The organism is Pseudomonas sp. Leaf58, from assembly GCF_003627215.1.
In the GTDB taxonomy this organism is placed as follows: Bacteria; Pseudomonadota; Gammaproteobacteria; order Pseudomonadales; family Pseudomonadaceae; genus Aquipseudomonas.
The window spans coordinates 706,974-723,811 of record NZ_CP032677.1 but is presented as its reverse complement, the minus strand read 5'-3'; the positions used below and the strand labels follow the sequence as shown (position 1 = coordinate 723,811).

Here is a 16,838-nt window from a genome sequence, read left to right as displayed (position 1 = left end):
GAAGCTCCTATTGTTGAGGAGCTGCCACGGATCGTCGCCAAACGATTAAGGGTGGCAGCTGTACGCGGGTTGGCGAACCGGGACAATAGGAACCCGGCAGACCCGAAGGTCTCCCACGCACAGCCGCCATAACGCAGACATGCGGGCACAAAAAAAGCGCCAGCAATCGATATGGGGGCGCCTGTGCGCCTATTGTTTCTCGGGTCGCCAAACCCGGTCACTGAATTTGCAGCGACGGACGCAGCATAGCGGCTCGATTTGATAAGAGCAATACGCGGGGCTTGCGCGATCACGCACGACGACATAGATTGAGGGGGCATACGAATTACCTCTAACGCCTCCGGTTGCAGCCGGGGGCGTTTTCGTTTGAGCAGTGAGGCCGGTGCTGTCAGTTGCCGGATGTCTGTGAGATCGCTTCGCCTTTCAGCCAGGCAAAGATCCTTGCGTCTTCCTTGCACCGGCGGCGGTACTCTTCAGTGAGCCACTCTCCACGTTTTGCAACGCATTCAGCCACGAAGGAATCCAAATCTGTCTGGTCTCGTCCGAGCGCATGGCTTTGTTCGCTGGTGACTTGCTCTTGCACCAGGTCATTCGCTACCCAAACGTCCCAAACCTCTGGATCGTTCGAATAGGGATAGCTCTCATCGGTGAACCAGTAGGTAACCCATTCGGCCAGCTGGCACGATGTGAGGCACGAGCGGCGCTGTTTATCCATCGCGAAGGGCCCATCACCGTGAATGGTGGAGAACTCGCGACGCACCTCATGCTTTCGCAGGAAGGCGGGCATCTCCCAAGGATTAGCGCGGAGCGGAATGGCTAGGCCATCTGGGTTGAAAAAGAACGCCTCTTGGGATTGGCCGTTCCAACTCACGCCAGCAATGATTCGGTGCCGCCAATTGATGTCCCCAGGTTTGTAGAGGCAGAACGCTGCACCATATGGATCATGGAATGGGCCAGTGAAGTGATAGCGGCGCACGCTCATGCTGCCACCCGATCACGAGCCTGAATGCGGCTACGCGTCCATGCTTGAACCTCTGAAAGAACCCAGGCTACGGGGGCACCTCGGGCGGTGCTGTTGCTCAGCTTCACTGGCAGCGGGAAGCCACTCTCGGCTTGCTGCATCAGCTTGTAGATCGTGGGACGGGCCAACCCTACGATGGCCATCACCTCAGTGATGCGTATCAGAGTGGTCTGTGGGTCGCGCTTAGAATGGAGGGAGGTTGCTGCGGAGAAAGTGGTCATAGTCGTGCCTATATCTACAGAGACAGGCACAGACTAAAAACTCAAAAACGAATCAACACGGTCCGCTCGTTTTTCTTTTTTTCCTAGGACCGTACTCTCCCAGCTCTCTGAGATTTTCCCTAATCGTGTCCCGCGTCCCGAGTCCCTCTAAACCGACAAGCATGGACAGCAGCGCCTTAGGCTCAATTTTAGGGTGGGCCTTCTTGATGCGCTCAACGGCGACCCGGGTGAGCTCCCGTTTCTTGGCCTTTCCATCTTGAGTAGCGGTACCTGGCCGACTGTTTCCCTTGCCAGCCAAGCGAGCCCTCTCGGAGTTTTTCACGGTGTAGATTTTGTCGATCATCGTCGGGAAAAAACTACCTGGCTGAAGCGTCCCAGAGCTCAACGCGACTTCAGACTGGCGATGAAGGTCAGCAAGCATCAAAACCTTTTCCGATTCAGCAACCCACTGGGCAAAGCTCTCTCTCACCTCAGCTTCCCTGCCCGGTTGGGTACGACGCTGGTGCTCAACCATGGTTTGGAAAAACTCGGGATCATTCAGCCTTAGGTATTCGGCTAAGTCAGGGTTGATGTCGTACACATTGAGCTCAACACTCCCCAGCCAATCAGCCAGCATCTGAACAGCGTCCAGCGCTTGCACGAAGGCGTAGCTCGCCGCCATTCGAGTGCTAGTAATAGCTTCAACTTGACCTAGCACCTCACGCACTACATCCGGCAGCGAAAACGACTGGGCATAGCACAATCGCTCGTAAATGAGATCTCGCTGCATGAACGTCTCATGGATTACCCGCCTTGCTTGACTGGAATACCCCAAGCCTTCCTCGAGCCAATATGAAGCTGCCTCGTTTATCACATCAAATGCTTGGCGAAAGTGCTCACGAAACTCAGGGAAAAGTGCAGCTTCCGCTACAGCATCCTCCATCATCTGGATCTCATCGAGCAGGCTAGTGATATCAGTATTCGCAAGCTCGAACGTGAATTGCTCCACCTCATTCTCGGACCAGATCACACCCCACGCCCCCTTGATCGAAAACTGAGCCTGCGCGATAGATGATCGTTAAGTTGCCGACAGGGCCGAGAGGCAACAATGGTGCGATACACCATGTAGCGTTGATACACCTGCTTTTCCGCATGGACCAGCGATGTGTTTCCAGTCCGGAGTCCAGCATTTTCAACGGCTCCACCGCCCCCGAAACACGAGTTACACATGAAACACCCCGATTGGTGGCTGCGATACACAAGCAGTGACGACCCTAACGCATCGCTGGGTCTTGATGCCTTATGCGTCTCTTGAAGTCTCAAACGTCGCTCGCTACAGCATCTCGGTGGGCAAAATCGTACGGGGTGATCGCTTCCATTCGATTGGCGTCTAAATAATCTGCCCACCACTGCACCATGAGCCTTCGCTCCTGAATGTGTTCTGCTTTGTGGATGTACGCTGCGCGCACCGTGTTTCGCTCCTGATGGCTCATCTGTCGTTCGACGGCGTCTTTACTCCACAACCCCGACTCAACTAGTGCTGAACAAGCCATTGTCCTGAAACCGTGGCCGCACACCTCTGTCTTCGTGTCATACCCCATGCGTCGAAGGGCCTTGTTGACGGTGTTTTCGCTCATGGGTTTCCAGTGATGGTGATCACCTGCAAATACCAAATCGAATCGGCCGGTGAGATCGCGGATTCGCTCCAGGACGCTAAATGACTGGCGACTGAGCGGAACCAAGTGTGGTGTGCTCATCTTCGAGCCGCGATGGGAGTTCTTTACGCCCTCGATAGGCGCTCGCTCACCAGGGATTTCCCACATCAACCTCCGCATGTCGATCTCACCCCAGCGAGCGAATCGGAGCTCACTAGAGCGGATAAACACCAGTAAGGTCAGCTGCACCGCGAGCTTGGTCACACCGCGCCCGCTGTCGGCATCTATCCGCTGGAGAAGCTCAGGTAAGCGCTCGAATGGCAAAGCAGGCCGGTGCGCTGTTTTGCGGGTAGCCGTGGCGCCTTGCAGATCGATCGCCGGGTTGAAATCCAGATGGCCATGCTGAACCGCCATGCGGAGGATGCCCGTCATGTACTGGCGTAGGCGTGCAGCCGTATCCAAGGTATCCCGCTTTTCCGCCGCTTTCAGCGGAACTAGCAGATCCCGTGTTTTAAGCTCCGCAACCGGACGATCACCGAGAGTGGGCAACAGGTGGGATTCAATGCGTCGCCACACAGTGGAGGCATGACCCGGTGTCCACTTACGAGCGCAGGCCGCATGCCATTCCTGTGCAAGCAAACGGAAAGTATTCGACCGGGCGTTTACCGCTTCCTGCTTGTCCAAGCGCGCCTGCTCGATGGGATCTTTACCAGCAGCCAGTAGCTCAAGCGCCTGAGCGCGTCGCTCCCTGGCCGCCTTCAAGCCGAGCGCCGGATAGTTGCCAAACGTTGCTAAACCATCACGGCCGTCAGGTTTGGTGTACTTCATACGCCAAGTCTTGACCCCTGACGGCTTCACCAGCAGGTAGAGGCCTTTGCCATCGAACAGCTTGTAGTCCTTCTCCCGAGGCTTGGCCGCATCACATTTGGGATCGGTAAGAGGCACCACTGTGCGCGCCATAGGGATACGTTTCCTTGTCGAACCGAGATATCCCTAACCATATCCCTAAATCGCGGAGATGCCCAGAGACAAAACGAGACAGGCAGAAACAACAAAACCCGCACCAGGCGGGCTTTGCGGGGTGTTTCGTAGACAGTCATAGACTTCTGGAAACTGGTCTCTGGTGCCGGAGACAGGAATCGAACCTGCGACCTTCGCGTTACGAGTGCGCTGCTCTACCGACTGAGCTACACCGGCGTGTAGCGCAACGTACCACTGCTCGCACCCGTTACGCAAACCCCTGTTTCCTCTGGTTTATTACCCAACCTTCAAGGCGCCTTGCACCCTTTCGGCGCCAGGTCTTCCTCGATGTCGGTGGTGCAGCCCCAACCGGTAGCCGATCGGGTCAGGGTGACGGCCTTGCCCAGCACAGTGGCCGGCGCATCCACCAGCGTGCAAACGATGCTGCCGGTGCCATCCGCCGCCTTGCCGCTGGCCGTGATCGCACAGTTCGCCGTCGCCGGCTGGCCACCCAGCTCGGCCACGCCGGCCACGTCCTTGCCGTCATTCAACCGGAGATCCATCGCTGTTTTTAGCGCGCTGATCTCCAGCAACCCGGCTGCCGCCTTGGTGCGTGACTGGTGGTTGGTGTACATCGGTAAGGCGATGGTCGCCAAAATGCCGATGATCGCCACGACGATCATCAGTTCGATCAGGGTGATACCGCGTTGCCCTTTCATGAACGTTTTCCTTTTTGATACGCGTATTCGTTGAGGTCAGGCGCGCCCCAACCGGCAGCGGCGCAGTAGGCCTGAACAGACACCTTTTGTCACCCCTGCCCGCTTGGGCGTCATCTTCGCTGAACTACTCTAGTGAGCATCACGGACGCACGCCCTTGCAGGGACGCGGCAAGCTGTTTCGAGGCTTGTCGCTGGGGCAAAAAAAGGACCTTTGCATGAACCCATCAACACACCTTTACAGCTGGCATGGCACCGACGCCAACGGCACGCCTGTCAGCGGCCAAACGGCTGGGCGCAGCCCGGCTTATGTGCGGGCTGGGCTGATTCGCCAGGGCATCAAGGTGGCCAGCTTGCGGCCTGCCGGCGGGCTGAGGTTGAGCTTGCCAAAACGGCGGGAAAAGGCCGACCCAGCGGGGTTCAGCCGGCAGTTGGCAACCTTGCTAAGGGCCGGGGTGCCGCTGTTGCAGGCGTTCGAGGTAATGGGGCGCAGTGGCTGCGATGCGGCGCAGGCGGGGTTGCTGAACAGATTGCAACAGGATGTGGCCTCGGGCCTGGGGTTGGCGGATGCCATGCAGCGCCACCCGGGGTGGTTCGATGGGCTGTATTGCAACCTGGTGCGGGTGGGTGAGCAGTCCGGCACGCTGGACCGGCAGCTGGAACAGTTGGCGGGCATGCTGGAACAGCGCCAGGTGCTGCACAAGAAGGTGCGCAAGGCGATGATCTACCCACTGCTGCTGTTGCTGACCGGGCTGGGGGTGTCGGCGATTTTGTTGCTGGAGGTGATACCGCGGTTCGAGCGTTTGTTTGCAGGCTTCGATGCGCAGTTGCCGGCATTTACCCGCTGGGTGATCGACTTGTCCACAGGCCTGGGGCGGTATGCGCCGCTGTTGCTGGTGATGGGCGTGGTGTTAGGTTTTGCGGTGCGCCAGCTATACCGCCAGCATGCGCCAACGCGCTTGTGGATATCTCGCCGGGTGTTGGGCTTGCCGGTGTTCGGCAAGCTGCTGGGGCAGGCGGCGCTGGCGCGGTTTGCACGCAGCCTGGCAACCGCCTATAGCGCCGGGGTGCCGTTGCTGGATGCGCTGGGCACGGTGGCCAGGGTGAGTGGCGGTGACCTGCATCAGCAGGCGGTGTTGCGGCTGCGCCAGGGCATGGCCAATGGGCTGGGGCTGAACCAGGCGATGGCCACTGAGCCGCTGTTTCCGCCGTTGTTGGTGCAACTGACGGCCATTGGTGAGTCCAGCGGTACGTTGGACCAGATGCTGGAAAAAGCCGCCAGCCATTACCAGGACCAGGTCGGCCAGGCGCTGGAGCAGTTGACCAGCCTGCTGGAGCCGGCCATCGTGCTGATTCTGGGCCTGCTGGTGGGCGGCCTGGTGGTGGCGATGTACCTACCGATCTTCCAGTTGGGTAGCTTGATCTGACATGACTTTATGGACTTTGCTGGCTGAGCAGCCGGCGTACTTTTTTACCCTGGCCGCCGTGCTCGGCCTGCTGGTGGGCAGCTTTCTCAACGTGCTGGTATATCGCCTGCCGATCATGCTGGAACAGCAATGGCAGCGTGAGGCGCAGGAGGTATTGGGGCTGCCGACCACGCAACACAAGCGTTTCGACCTGTGCCTGCCGGCCTCGCGCTGCCCGCATTGCGCGCATCAAATTCGCCCGTGGGAAAACATCCCGGTGGTCAGCTACCTGGCCTTGCGCGGGCGGTGTTCAGCCTGCAAAACCCGCATCAGCCCGCGCTACCCGTTGGTTGAGGTGGCCAGCGCGCTACTGTCGCTGGTGGTGGCCTGGCGCTTTGGCGCTTCGGTGGAAGGCTTGCTGGCACTGCCGCTAACCTGGTGCCTACTGGCCCTGAGCCTGATCGATGCCGAGCACCAGTTGTTGCCGGATGTGCTGGTGCTGCCGATGCTGTGGCTGGGGCTGATCGTCAACGCCTTTGGCTTATATGCACCGCTGACCGATGCGCTGTGGGGGGCAGTGGCCGGTTACCTTAGCCTGTGGACGGTGTACTGGGTATTCAAGCTGGTCACCGGCAAGGAAGGCATGGGTTATGGCGACTTCAAGCTAATGGCGCTGATCGGGGCCTGGGGTGGCTGGCAGGTGTTGCCGTTGACCCTGCTGCTGTCGTCGGTAGTCGGTGCGCTGGTGGGACTGTGCCTGCTGCGCCTGCGCCGCTATGCCATGGGTACGGCTATTCCGTTTGGCCCTTATCTGGCGATTGCGGGGTGGATTGCTGTGCTCTGGGGTGATGAAATATACGCCTCCTACCTACAACTGCTTGGATTGTGATGACCACTGCGGCCTTTACCCCTTGGATTCTCGGCCTGACCGGCGGCATCGGTAGCGGCAAGAGCGCTGTTGCCGAGCGCTTCGTCGAGCTTGGCGTGCACCTGGTCGACGCCGACCAGGCCGCGCGCTGGGTTGTCGAGCCCGGCCGCCCGGCCTTGGCCAGCATCGTCGAGCGCTTTGGCGCGGGTGTGCTGCAGCCAGACGGCCAGCTCGATCGCACTGCCCTGCGCCAGCTGATCTTCGCCGACCCGGCGCAGCGCAAATGGCTGGAGCAATTGCTGCACCCACTGATTGGGCAGGAGATTTTCAGCTACCTGGCCAAGGCGGAATCGCCGTATGCGGTGTACGTGTCGCCGCTACTGATCGAGTCCGGGCAATACCAGAAGACCCAGCGCGTGCTGGTGATCGACGCGCCGCAGGCGCTGCAGGTGGCGCGTACTCTGGCCCGCGACAACACCAATGCCGAGCAGGTGCAGGCCATCCTCAAGGCCCAACTGGCCCGTGAAGAGCGCCTGCGCCATGCCGACGATGTGTTGGTCAATGACCGTGACCTGGCCGCACTGCATGAGCAGATCGACCGTTTGCACCACTTTTACCTGACTTTACGAGGAGGCCAGCCATGAGCCAGCCATTGACCGTCGATTGCCCGACTTGTGGCGCACCTGTGGAATGGAACGAGAAAAGCCCGTTCCGGCCGTTTTGCTCGGACCGTTGCAAGCTGATCGACTTGGGCGCTTGGGCTGCTGAAGAACACAAGATTCCGGGGGCGGAAGAGTCCGAGGATGAGCTGTATTCGGGGGACCTGGAGCCGCGGCATTGAGTTGATAACACGGTGGCTGTACCGGCCTCTTCGCGGGCACGCCCGCTCCCACAGGTGTTGCACCAGCCTTGAAAACCGTGGGGGCGCTGGGGGAGCGGGTTCGCCCGTACAGCCAACACAAAATCACCGCTCTTCGTCCTTCCAGGGTGCCTGCAGGTAGCGGGTGCGGTTGAAGGTTTCGAGCCACTCCGGGCAAAACACCACCAGCGCACTGATCAGCATGCCGTTGATGAACGCCTCGGGGAACATCATCAGCCACAGGTAGCCGACAAAGTCGCTGAGCCATTCCGGCATAGCGAAGCGCCCGTCCAGCCATAACAACCCGAGCGCCGCTGGCACGCAAATCAGCACCGTCAGCGCGGCGGGGAAAAAACCCGAACAGAAGATATAAACGAACAGGTTGCGCGGCTGCGCGCGCTCGACCAATAACGCGCACACTTCGGTAATCAGCACCGGCAAACCGACCAGCAACAAGCCATTCACCCCCAGCGCCGCCAGGTCCTGGCGCCCCAGCGCCAGCAAACCGAGCTGGGCCATGCAGCCACCTAGCACCGCCAGTGGCCAGTCCAGCAACAGCGTTACCGCCGTCATGCCAAGGAAGTGGTACGACACCCCGGTATCGAAATCGCGCCTGACCAACCACAGCGCGAATAGGCAAAACACCGTGCCAAACAGCAGATGCTGCCGGCGCCGATCAGTGAACAGCTCCACCCAGCGAACCCGGCTGACCGCCCACACCAGTAACGGTACATAACCAAGCCAACCAAGTGTAAGGGTGGTGCCCGACAACACCTGCGCGCTGATCACTTGACGAATGCCCCTTGCGACCATGTGGATAAAGCCGAGTCTACACCCATTCACCGTTTCATTCGGCTGCGGTAGGCTGGGGCCTTAACTCAATGCAGGAAGCATTGCTCATGCCGGAAGGAATCAACCTCACCTTGCTGCTGGCAGCAGCACTCAACGCCAGCATCGGCGTGCTGCATTTGGCCATCATCGCCGTTGGGCCGCGCTGGTACAGTTTGTTCGGGGCCGGCGAGCGGATGGCCGTGGCCGCCGAAAACGGTCGCTGGTACCCGGGGCTGGTCACGGCAGCCATCGCCTGCGTGCTGCTGGCCTGGTCGGCTTATGCGTTGTCGGCTGCCGGGGCGATCGGGCGGCTGCCGTTGCTGCTGCCGGGCATCTGCCTGATCACGCTGGTGTACCTGCTACGCGGCCTTTTGGGGCCGGTATTGCTGGCGGGCACCGGGCGTTCGCGGCGTTTTATCGTGGTCAGTTCGCTGATCTGCCTGGGGTTTGGCCTGGTGCACGTGGTCGGGGTAGTACAGCAGTGGCCAGTGCTGGGCTGATTCCCACGCTTAAACAGCATCTTACCGTCATCGATTAACGGCTAAGCTTGTCTGCATGGATGACTCAGACTACTTGCGCCTGCTTACCATCCAGGCCGAACAAGCCAATGCCTTTCTTTCCAATGCACGCAAATGGGAGCGTGAGCGTTGGGTGTGCCAGCGCCTGCTGCAAGGGCTGAACATCCCCTACCGCAGCGAGGACTTCACCCCAGCAGGGCAAGAACCGCCCGATGTGCTGTTCCGCGATGCGGCCTTCGAGGTGTTTTTCGTACTTGACGAGGGCCGCCGGCTGAACGATGAATGGCGCGAAGAACTGCAGCGCCGTCGCAGTGCATTTTCCCTGGCACAACTGGTGCGCCGCGAAGCGCGGCCGCGGCGTATCAGTGCCACCGAACTGCTCGGCCGCCTGGCGCCGACCTTGCGCAAGAAGGCGCACAACTACCGGGAACGCGGGCTGGAGCTGAACGAGCTGGACATCATCGCCTTTGCCAGCCTCAAGCGCGAAGTGCTCGACCTCAACACCCACTTCCCGCCGCCCACCGAATACCTGCGCCAGGGCTGGCGCTCGCTGTCGTTGGTGGGGCCAACGTTCGCCCGGGTGCTGTTCGCCCACCCCGACGCGCCGGATTTTCTGCGCGGCAACCTGGGCCGCAGCATTGTTTTCGACGTGGGCATCAGTCTTTGATCCAGTGCAGCGACTGTTTGCGATGGCGTACACTCGGCGCCAGAGATAGAAAGCATTATCATTTGTTTCAAGCGCCTGCGTGAACACTGTAGCGTTTACGCAGTCACAAACGTCTACCTGACGAGGCCCCACCATGACCAGCCGCCTGAATCCAGAAGATCAGCGTCGTGTCGATGAGTATCTGCGAGCCCCCCAGCACCAAGTTGAGCGCAGGCCATTCCGGCCGTGGCTGCTCCTGGTACTGGTGGTGGCCGTGACCATCGGGTTGGGCCTCATCAGCCGCCTGCTCAGTGGACTGGTGCTATGAGCTGCCTCGCGCTCGCCCTCCCCTCGTGCAGTTTGCGGCCGGCCCTTGCGGCCCCGAATTCCGTAAACCTTATGAGATATCCCCATGACTCATCGCATCGTGATTGTCGGCGGCGGCGCCGGCGGCCTGGAACTGGCGACCCGCCTGGGTAAAAGCCTGGGCAAGCGCAAGCAGGCCGAAATCACCCTGGTTGACGCCAACCTCACGCACATCTGGAAGCCGCTGCTGCACGAAGTGGCCGCCGGCTCGCTGAACTCCTCGGAAGACGAACTGAACTACGTGGCCCAGGCCAAGTGGAACCACTTCAACTTCCAGCTGGGGCGCATGAGCGGCTTGGACCGTGAAGGCAAACAGATTCAACTGGCCGCTACCCTCGACGAAGAGGGCCGCGAGCTGCTGCCTGCACGCACCCTGGGTTACGACACCCTGGTCATCGCCGTGGGTTCCAACACCAACGACTTCGGTACCCTGGGTGCGGCACAGCACTGCCTGTTCCTCGATACCCGCAAGCAGGCCGAGCGCTTCCATCAGCAGCTGCTTAACCACTACCTGCGCGCCCATGCCGGCGATGTGGCCAGCGAGAAGATCAGTGTGGCCATTGTCGGCGCCGGTGCCACCGGTGTGGAACTGGCGGCCGAGCTGCACCACGCTGCCCACGAGCTGGCGGCCTATGGCCTGGACCGCATCCAGCCCAAGGACATGCAAATCACCCTCATCGAGGCGGGCCCGCGGGTACTGCCAGCGCTGCCAGAGCGCATCAGCGTACCGGTGCACAAAACCCTGGAAAAACTCGGGGTGAAGGTGATGACCAACGCCGCCGTCAGTGAAGTGACGGAAGATTGCCTGAAAACCAAAGACGGTGAAGTGATCCAAGCCAGCTTGAAGGTATGGGCAGCGGGTATCCGTGCACCGGGCTTCCTCAAGGACATCGATGGCCTGGAAACCAACCGCATCAACCAGCTGGTGGTGCGCCCTACCCTGCAAACCACCCGCGACGATAATATCTTTGCCTTCGGTGACTGCGCCGCCTGCCCGCAACCGGGCAGCGACCGCAACGTGCCACCACGGGCCCAGGCTGCCCACCAGCAGGCTTCGATGTTGGCGCAAAGCCTGAAGGCACGCCTGGAAAACAAGGCGCTGCCGACCTATGAGTACAAGGACTACGGCTCGCTGGTGTCGCTGTCGCGCTTCTCGGCGGTGGGCAACCTGATGGGTAACCTGATGGGCAGCGTGAAGCTGGAAGGTTGGCTGGCGCGGATGTTCTATGTGTCGCTGTACCGCATGCACCAGATGGCGTTGTATGGGTTTTTCCGCACGGCGTTAATGATGCTGGGCAGCAAGATTGGCCGGGGTACTGAGCCGCGCCTGAAATTGCACTAACAAGCACCAGCAGCCCTGTAGGAGCGGGTTTACCCGCGAATGCGATGGTGAGACCGCCGCCGCATTCGCGGGCAAACCCGCTCCTACAGAGGCAAAAGAAAAAGGGCATCTCTTTCGAGATGCCCTTTGTTCATGGTGGGTCGTGTAGGATTCGAACCTACGACCAATTGGTTAAAAGCCAACTGCTCTACCAACTGAGCTAACGACCCAAAAATGGTCGGGGTGAGGGGATTCGAACTCCTGACATCCTGCTCCCAAAGCAGGCGCGCTACCGGACTGCGCTACACCCCGAGTGTTACAAAGAAAAAGGGCATCTCGCGGAGATGCCCTTCTTGCATGGTGGGTCGTGTAGGATTCGAACCTACGACCAATTGGTTAAAAGCCAACTGCTCTACCAACTGAGCTAACGACCCGGAAAATGGTCGGGGTGAGGGGATTCGAACTCCTGACATCCTGCTCCCAAAGCAGGCGCGCTACCGGACTGCGCTACACCCCGAGATGGCTCCGCGACCTGGACTCGAACCAGGGACCCAATGATTAACAGTCATTTGCTCTACCGACTGAGCTATCGCGGAACTGAACTTCGGTACTACTTTCCGATTTACTACTCCGAAGACTGTGTTCGCTTCGGACTCTTTAGCTTCGCTGCTTTCGCTTTGTCGCTGCTGAGGCCGGCTATTCTACATTCTTCGTTTTGCTTGTCAACCACTTTTTTTCATTCAACTTACTGATTTGTAAGTTGTTTTGCGGTCACCGATGCTGCTGGTGATTCGCTTAGTGCCTGACAACGCGGCGTATATTAGGGGCACTCGAATCTTGATGCAAGCAGAAATTTCAAAAATTTCAGCAAGTTACCCAGAGAAGCCAGAAAGCCCCGGTTTTGCTGGGTTAGCACTGGTCAAAAGACAAAAAAAGCCCCGCGGGTGCGGGGCTCATGGGTGCAACAAAAATCAGCCAAAGACGATTTCGTCGCCTTCCACCTTGGCGGTAATCGCCGAACCTGGCATGAACTTGCCGGCCAAAATCAGCTGCGCCAGCGGGTTTTCGATCCAGCGCTGGATTGCCCGCTTCAGCGGCCGTGCGCCGTACACCGGGTCGTAACCTACGGCAATCAACTTGTCCAAGGCTTCCGCGCTCAGGCTTAGCGACAGTTCGCGCTCCAGCAAGCGGCTGCGCAGGCGGCCCAGCTGGATTTCGGTAATGCCGGCAATCTGTTCGCGGCCCAATGGCTCGAATACCACCACTTCGTCGATACGGTTGATGAACTCTGGGCGGAAGTGCGAACCCACCGCATCCATCACCGCCGCACGCTGTGCCTCGCGGTCACCGACCAGTTCCTGGATCTGCGCCGAGCCCAGGTTGGAGGTCATCACGATCACCGTGTTGCGGAAGTCCACAGTGCGCCCGTGGCTGTCGGTCAGGCGGCCGTCTTCCAGCACCTGCAGCAGCACGTTGAACACATCTGGGTGGGCCTTTTCCACCTCGTCCAGCAGCACCACCGCGTAAGGCTTGCGCCGTACTGCCTCGGTCAGGTAACCGCCCTCTTCATACCCGACATAACCTGGCGGTGCACCAATCAGGCGAGCCACGGAGTGTTTCTCCATGAACTCGGACATGTCGATACGCACCATCGCCTCTTCAGTGTCGAACAGGAACTCAGCCAGCGCCTTGCACAGCTCGGTCTTGCCCACACCGGTCGGGCCAAGGAACAGGAACGAGCCACTGGGCCGGTTCGGGTCGGACAACCCGGCACGCGAGCGGCGCACGGCGTTGGCCACGGCGGTTACCGCCTCGCCCTGGCCGATCACGCGCTGGTGCAGCAGCTCTTCCATCTTCAGCAGCTTCTCACGCTCGCCTTCGAGCATCTTGGCCACGGGAATGCCGGTCCACTTGGAAACCACTTCGGCAATTTCCTCCTCGGTCACCTTGTTGCGCAGCAACTGGTTTTCGGTCTTGCCGTGCTGGTCGACCATCTGCAGGCTGCGCTCCAGGTCCGGGATTACCCCGTACTGCAGTTCGGCCATGCGGCTCAGGTCACCTTTGCGACGGGCGGCTTCCAGCTCCTGGCGGGCTTGTTCGATCTTTTGCTGGATCTGCGCCGAGCCCTGTACCTCGGCCTTCTCGGAGGCCCAGATTTCTTCCAGGTCGGCGTACTCACGCTCCAGCCGCTCGATTTCTTCGGTCAGCTTCTCCAGGCGTTTTTTCGCCGCTTCGTCCTCTTCCTTCTTCAGCGCCTGCGACTCCACCTTCAGCTGGATCAGGCGACGGTCGAGGCGGTCGAGCACTTCTGGCTTGGAGTCGATCTCCATGCGGATACGGCTGGCCGCTTCGTCGATCAGGTCGATGGCTTTGTCCGGCAGCTGGCGGTCGGTAATGTAGCGGTGGCTGAGCTTGGCCGCAGCGATGATGGCGCCGTCGGTGATGGCCACCTTGTGGTGCACTTCATAGCGCTCTTTCAGGCCACGCAGGATGGCGATGGTGTCTTCCTCGCTCGGCTCTTCGACCAGCACCTTCTGGAAGCGGCGCTCCAGGGCGGCGTCTTTCTCGATGAACTGGCGATACTCGTTCAGCGTAGTGGCGCCCACACAGTGCAGTTCGCCACGGGCCAGCGCCGGTTTGAGCATGTTGCCGGCGTCCATGGCGCCCTCGCCTTTACCGGCACCCACCATGGTGTGCAGTTCGTCGATGAACAGGATGATCTGGCCTTCCTGTTTGGACAGCTCGTTCAGCAGCGACTTCAGGCGCTCTTCGAACTCGCCACGGTACTTGGCACCGGCGATCAATGCGCCCATGTCCAGCGCCAGCAGCCGTTTGCCTTTCAGGCCATCTGGCACTTCACCATTGATGATGCGCTGCGCCAGGCCTTCGGCGATGGCGGTTTTACCTACGCCAGGCTCACCGATCAGCACCGGGTTGTTTTTGGTACGGCGTTGCAGCACCTGCACGGTACGGCGGATTTCGTCGTCACGGCCGATCACCGGGTCCAGCTTGCCTTCTTCGGCACGCTTGGTCAGGTCGACGGTGTACTTGTCCAGCGCCTGGCGCGATTCCTCGGCGTTGGCGTCATTCACCGCCGCACCGCCGCGCAGGTTGTTGATGGCGTTTTCCAGGGCCTTTTTGGTCACGCCCTGGCTCAGCAGCAGCTTGCCGAGTTTGCTGTTCTCGTCCATGGCTGCCAGCAGCACCAGCTCGCTGGAAATGAACTGGTCACCTTTCTGCTGGGCCAGGCGGTCAGCCTGGTTGAGCAGGCGCGCCAAGTCCTGCGACATGTTCACGTCGCCGGTGGGGTTCTGGATTTTCGGCAGTTGGTCGAGTTCTTTCACCAGCGCCTGGCGCAGGTTGTTGATGTCAAAGCCTACCTGCATCAGCAGCGGCTTGATCGAACCGCCCTGCTGCTCGAGCAGTGCCTGCATCAGGTGCACGGGCTCGATGGCTGGGTGGTCCATGCCAACGGCCAGGGATTGGGCATCGGATAGTGCAAGCTGCAGCTTGCTGGTCAAACGGTCTATTCGCATGGTGTACCTTCCTTTAAAGGGCAGGTCGGAGCGATGGACAGCGCCTGTTATGAAGAAACCTGCCTGAGATGACCTTATAGATAAGGCTGATTCTGGGAGATTCAAGCGTAGCGGGATTGACCAAAGTCAACCTGTTAGATTGCATGGGGCCCATTCGCGGGCATGCCCCCACAGGTTTCAAACTTTGCACATACCCTGTGGGAGCAGGCGCGCCCGCGAAGAGGCCGGTACAGGCTAGCGAGGCTCCAGCCACACCAAGGAAGCAAACCGCCCACCCTGCGGGGTACGGCGATAGGAGAAGAACCGCGCATCACTGACCGTGCACAAGCCACCGCCATAAACAGCGGTCACCCCACGCGCCGTTAGGCGAATGCGCGCCAGTTCATAGATGTCGGCCATCAGTTTGCCCGGCCGTTCGCCATCGACAAAAGCCCGAGCTGCTTCAGGGTGCACTGCGGTAAAGGCATCACGCACTTCCAGCCCTACCTCGAACGCCTGCGGGCCGATGGCCGGCCCCAACCACACCAGTACCTCTTCCGGCGCCAGCGCCAGGCGGTCCAGCGTAGCCTCCAGCACACCGCCCGCCAGCCCACGCCATCCCGCATGCGCCGCAGCCACGCGCGTCCCTGCCCGGTCGCAAAACAGCGCGGGCAGGCAGTCGGCAGTCATGACGGCACAGGCAATACCAGGCTGGTTGGTCCAACTGGCGTCGGCCTCGGCCACCACGGCCGGGTCGGCATCCGCCACCACCAGGCCATGCACCTGTTTTAGCCAAGCCGGCTGGATGGCGAATTCGTCGCCCAGGCGACGGCGGTTCTCGGCGACCGCTACAGGGTCATCCCCTACATGATCGCCAAGGTTGAAGGATTCATAGGGCGGCAGGCTGACGCCGCCCTGGCGGGTGGTGACACAGGCGCGCACCGAGGCCGGGGCCGGCCAGTCGGGGAACAACAGCGACTGTGTCAGGCCACTCATCCGATAAAGCTCTCGCGGTCCTGGTTCAGCAGCGACAGCAACCAGACGAAGTCATCCGGCAGTGGCGATTCCCACTTCATCACCTCACCGGTAATCGGGTGGGCCAACGCAAGGAAACGTGCATGCAGCGCCTGCCGTGGGAAGCTCTTGACCGCTTCGACCATGGTTGGGCTGGCAGCCGGCGGAATGCGGAAGCGCCCGCCGTACGTCTGGTCGCCGACCAGCGGGAACCCCACATGGGCCATGTGCACGCGAATTTGGTGGGTACGGCCGGTTTCCAGCTTCACCCGCACATGGGTGTGCGAACGGAAGCGCTTGAGCACACGGTAGTGGCTGACCGCCGGCTTGCCACCGTCGGTTACCGCCATGCGCTGGCGCATACCGCCATGGCGGCCGATCGGCGCATCGATTTTGCCACCTGCGGTCACCACACCAATCACGATGCACTCGTAAATGCGGCTGACCTTGCGGCTTTGCATCTGCTCGACCAGTTTGGTCTGCGCTTGCAAGGTCTTGGCCACCACCATCAGCCCGGTGGTGTCTTTATCCAGGCGATGAACGATACCGGCACGCGGCACGTTGACGATGTCGGGCACGTGGTGCAGCAGTGCATTGAGCAGGGTACCGCTGGCATGCCCGGCGGCCGGGTGCACAACCAGCCCGGCAGGCTTGTTGATCACCATGATGTGGTCGTCTTCGTAGACGATATCCAGCTCGATGTCTTCGGCGATCCACTCACCCTGGGCCTCTTGCTCGGCCTCCAGCATGAGCTGCGAACCACCATGGACGATGTCTCGAGGGCGCACGACTGCGCCATCGACCGTCAGGCGGCCCTCTTTGATCCACGAAGTTAGCCGCGAACGCGAGTACTCGGCGAACAATTGGGCGGCGACCTGGTCGAGGCGTTGACCGCCCAGTTCGGACGGTACCTCTGCGCTAAGTTGAATGATCTCGGACATG

17 protein-coding genes and 6 tRNA genes are annotated in these 16,838 nt (G+C 60.4%); 8 read left to right on the top strand and 15 right to left on the bottom strand.

Features of this window, described 5'->3' with window-relative positions; all coding sequences use genetic code 11:
* Window positions 1–388 precede the first annotated feature (388 nt).
* From DV532_RS03365 to DV532_RS03340, 6 genes are all read right to left on the bottom strand, one after another.
* A complete protein-coding gene (locus DV532_RS03365; RefSeq protein WP_056795290.1) occupies window positions 389–982 on the bottom strand; it encodes a hypothetical protein in 594 nt (197 codons plus the stop codon).
* Window positions 979–1,242, bottom strand: a complete 264-nt coding sequence (locus DV532_RS03360) for an AlpA family transcriptional regulator (protein WP_056795289.1) — start codon at window positions 1,240–1,242, stop codon at window positions 979–981. The genes DV532_RS03365 and DV532_RS03360 overlap by 4 nt, the downstream gene beginning before the upstream one ends.
* 52 nt (window positions 1,243–1,294) lie before the next feature.
* A complete protein-coding gene (locus DV532_RS03355; RefSeq protein ID WP_056795286.1) occupies window positions 1,295–2,251 on the bottom strand; it encodes a hypothetical protein in 957 nt (318 codons plus the stop codon).
* Window positions 2,252–2,540: 289 nt separating this feature from the next.
* Window positions 2,541–3,836 (bottom strand): integrase arm-type DNA-binding domain-containing protein, encoded by a 1,296-nt coding sequence (locus DV532_RS03350; protein WP_056795283.1) that lies wholly within the window; start codon window positions 3,834–3,836, stop codon window positions 2,541–2,543.
* Window positions 3,837–3,997: 161 nt separating this feature from the next.
* Window positions 3,998–4,073, bottom strand: a tRNA-Thr gene (locus DV532_RS03345).
* A 71-nt stretch (window positions 4,074–4,144) separates the two neighbouring features.
* A complete protein-coding gene (locus tag DV532_RS03340) occupies window positions 4,145–4,555 on the bottom strand; it encodes a pilin (RefSeq protein WP_056795281.1) in 411 nt (136 codons plus the stop codon).
* Window positions 4,556–4,770: 215 nt separating this feature from the next.
* On the opposite strand from DV532_RS03340, the gene DV532_RS03335 reads away from it, so the two are divergent.
* The 4 genes from DV532_RS03335 to yacG are packed head-to-tail and all read left to right on the top strand — an operon-like array spanning window position 4,771 to window position 7,667.
* Window positions 4,771–5,979, top strand: a complete 1,209-nt coding sequence (locus DV532_RS03335) for a type II secretion system F family protein (RefSeq protein ID WP_056795278.1) — start codon at window positions 4,771–4,773, stop codon at window positions 5,977–5,979.
* Window position 5,980: 1 nt separating this feature from the next.
* Entirely contained in the window at window positions 5,981–6,847 is an 867-nt protein-coding gene (locus tag DV532_RS03330; protein WP_056795276.1) for an A24 family peptidase, read from the top strand.
* A complete protein-coding gene (coaE, locus tag DV532_RS03325) occupies window positions 6,847–7,470 on the top strand; it encodes a dephospho-CoA kinase (protein ID WP_056795272.1) in 624 nt (207 codons plus the stop codon). The genes DV532_RS03330 and coaE overlap by 1 nt, the downstream gene beginning before the upstream one ends.
* Complete coding sequence (gene yacG, locus DV532_RS03320; RefSeq protein ID WP_003260624.1) at window positions 7,467–7,667, top strand: DNA gyrase inhibitor YacG; 201 nt, start codon at window positions 7,467–7,469, stop codon at window positions 7,665–7,667. The genes coaE and yacG overlap by 4 nt, the downstream gene beginning before the upstream one ends.
* A 123-nt stretch (window positions 7,668–7,790) precedes the next feature.
* Here yacG and DV532_RS03315 read toward each other — a convergent pair whose 3' ends face one another.
* Window positions 7,791–8,498, bottom strand: coding sequence for an energy-coupling factor ABC transporter permease (locus tag DV532_RS03315; RefSeq protein WP_056795269.1), 708 nt, complete (start codon window positions 8,496–8,498; stop codon window positions 7,791–7,793).
* An 86-nt stretch (window positions 8,499–8,584) separates the two neighbouring features.
* On the opposite strand from DV532_RS03315, the gene DV532_RS03310 reads away from it, so the two are divergent.
* The 4 genes from DV532_RS03310 to DV532_RS03295 all read left to right on the top strand — a co-directional run bounded on the left by DV532_RS03310 (window position 8,585) and on the right by DV532_RS03295 (window position 11,388).
* Window positions 8,585–9,016 carry a hypothetical protein gene (locus DV532_RS03310; protein WP_056795267.1) on the top strand — a complete coding sequence of 144 codons (432 nt, stop codon included), beginning with the start codon at window positions 8,585–8,587 and terminating at the stop codon, window positions 9,014–9,016.
* Between the two features lie 55 nt (window positions 9,017–9,071).
* On the top strand, window positions 9,072–9,701 hold the full coding sequence (locus DV532_RS03305; protein WP_013970766.1) for a DUF1780 domain-containing protein: 630 nt from the start codon (window positions 9,072–9,074) through the stop codon (window positions 9,699–9,701).
* 133 nt (window positions 9,702–9,834) lie between these two features.
* On the top strand, window positions 9,835–10,008 hold the full coding sequence (locus tag DV532_RS03300; protein ID WP_013970765.1) for a DUF3094 family protein: 174 nt from the start codon (window positions 9,835–9,837) through the stop codon (window positions 10,006–10,008).
* Window positions 10,009–10,092: 84 nt separating this feature from the next.
* Window positions 10,093–11,388: an NAD(P)/FAD-dependent oxidoreductase gene (locus DV532_RS03295; protein ID WP_056795264.1), complete on the top strand. Its 1,296-nt coding sequence runs from the start codon at window positions 10,093–10,095 to the stop codon at window positions 11,386–11,388.
* Window positions 11,389–11,521: 133 nt separating this feature from the next.
* Here DV532_RS03295 and DV532_RS03290 read toward each other — a convergent pair.
* From DV532_RS03290 to rluD, 8 genes are all read right to left on the bottom strand, one after another.
* Window positions 11,522–11,597, bottom strand: a tRNA-Lys gene (locus tag DV532_RS03290).
* 5 nt (window positions 11,598–11,602) lie between these two features.
* Window positions 11,603–11,679, bottom strand: a tRNA-Pro gene (locus tag DV532_RS03285).
* Window positions 11,680–11,725: 46 nt separating this feature from the next.
* Window positions 11,726–11,801 (bottom strand) — tRNA-Lys (locus tag DV532_RS03280).
* 6 nt (window positions 11,802–11,807) lie between these two features.
* Window positions 11,808–11,884, bottom strand: a tRNA-Pro gene (locus tag DV532_RS03275).
* Window positions 11,885–11,887: 3 nt separating this feature from the next.
* Window positions 11,888–11,963, bottom strand: a tRNA-Asn gene (locus DV532_RS03270).
* A 375-nt stretch (window positions 11,964–12,338) separates the two neighbouring features.
* Complete coding sequence (gene clpB, locus DV532_RS03265) at window positions 12,339–14,903, bottom strand: ATP-dependent chaperone ClpB (RefSeq protein ID WP_056795262.1); 2,565 nt, start codon at window positions 14,901–14,903, stop codon at window positions 12,339–12,341.
* A 234-nt stretch (window positions 14,904–15,137) separates the two neighbouring features.
* Window positions 15,138–15,878 (bottom strand): peptidoglycan editing factor PgeF, encoded by a 741-nt coding sequence (pgeF, locus tag DV532_RS03260; RefSeq protein WP_056795259.1) that lies wholly within the window; start codon window positions 15,876–15,878, stop codon window positions 15,138–15,140.
* Entirely contained in the window at window positions 15,875–16,837 is a 963-nt protein-coding gene (gene rluD / locus DV532_RS03255; protein WP_056796685.1) for a 23S rRNA pseudouridine(1911/1915/1917) synthase RluD, read from the bottom strand. The genes pgeF and rluD overlap by 4 nt, the downstream gene beginning before the upstream one ends.
* Window position 16,838 lies beyond the last annotated feature (1 nt).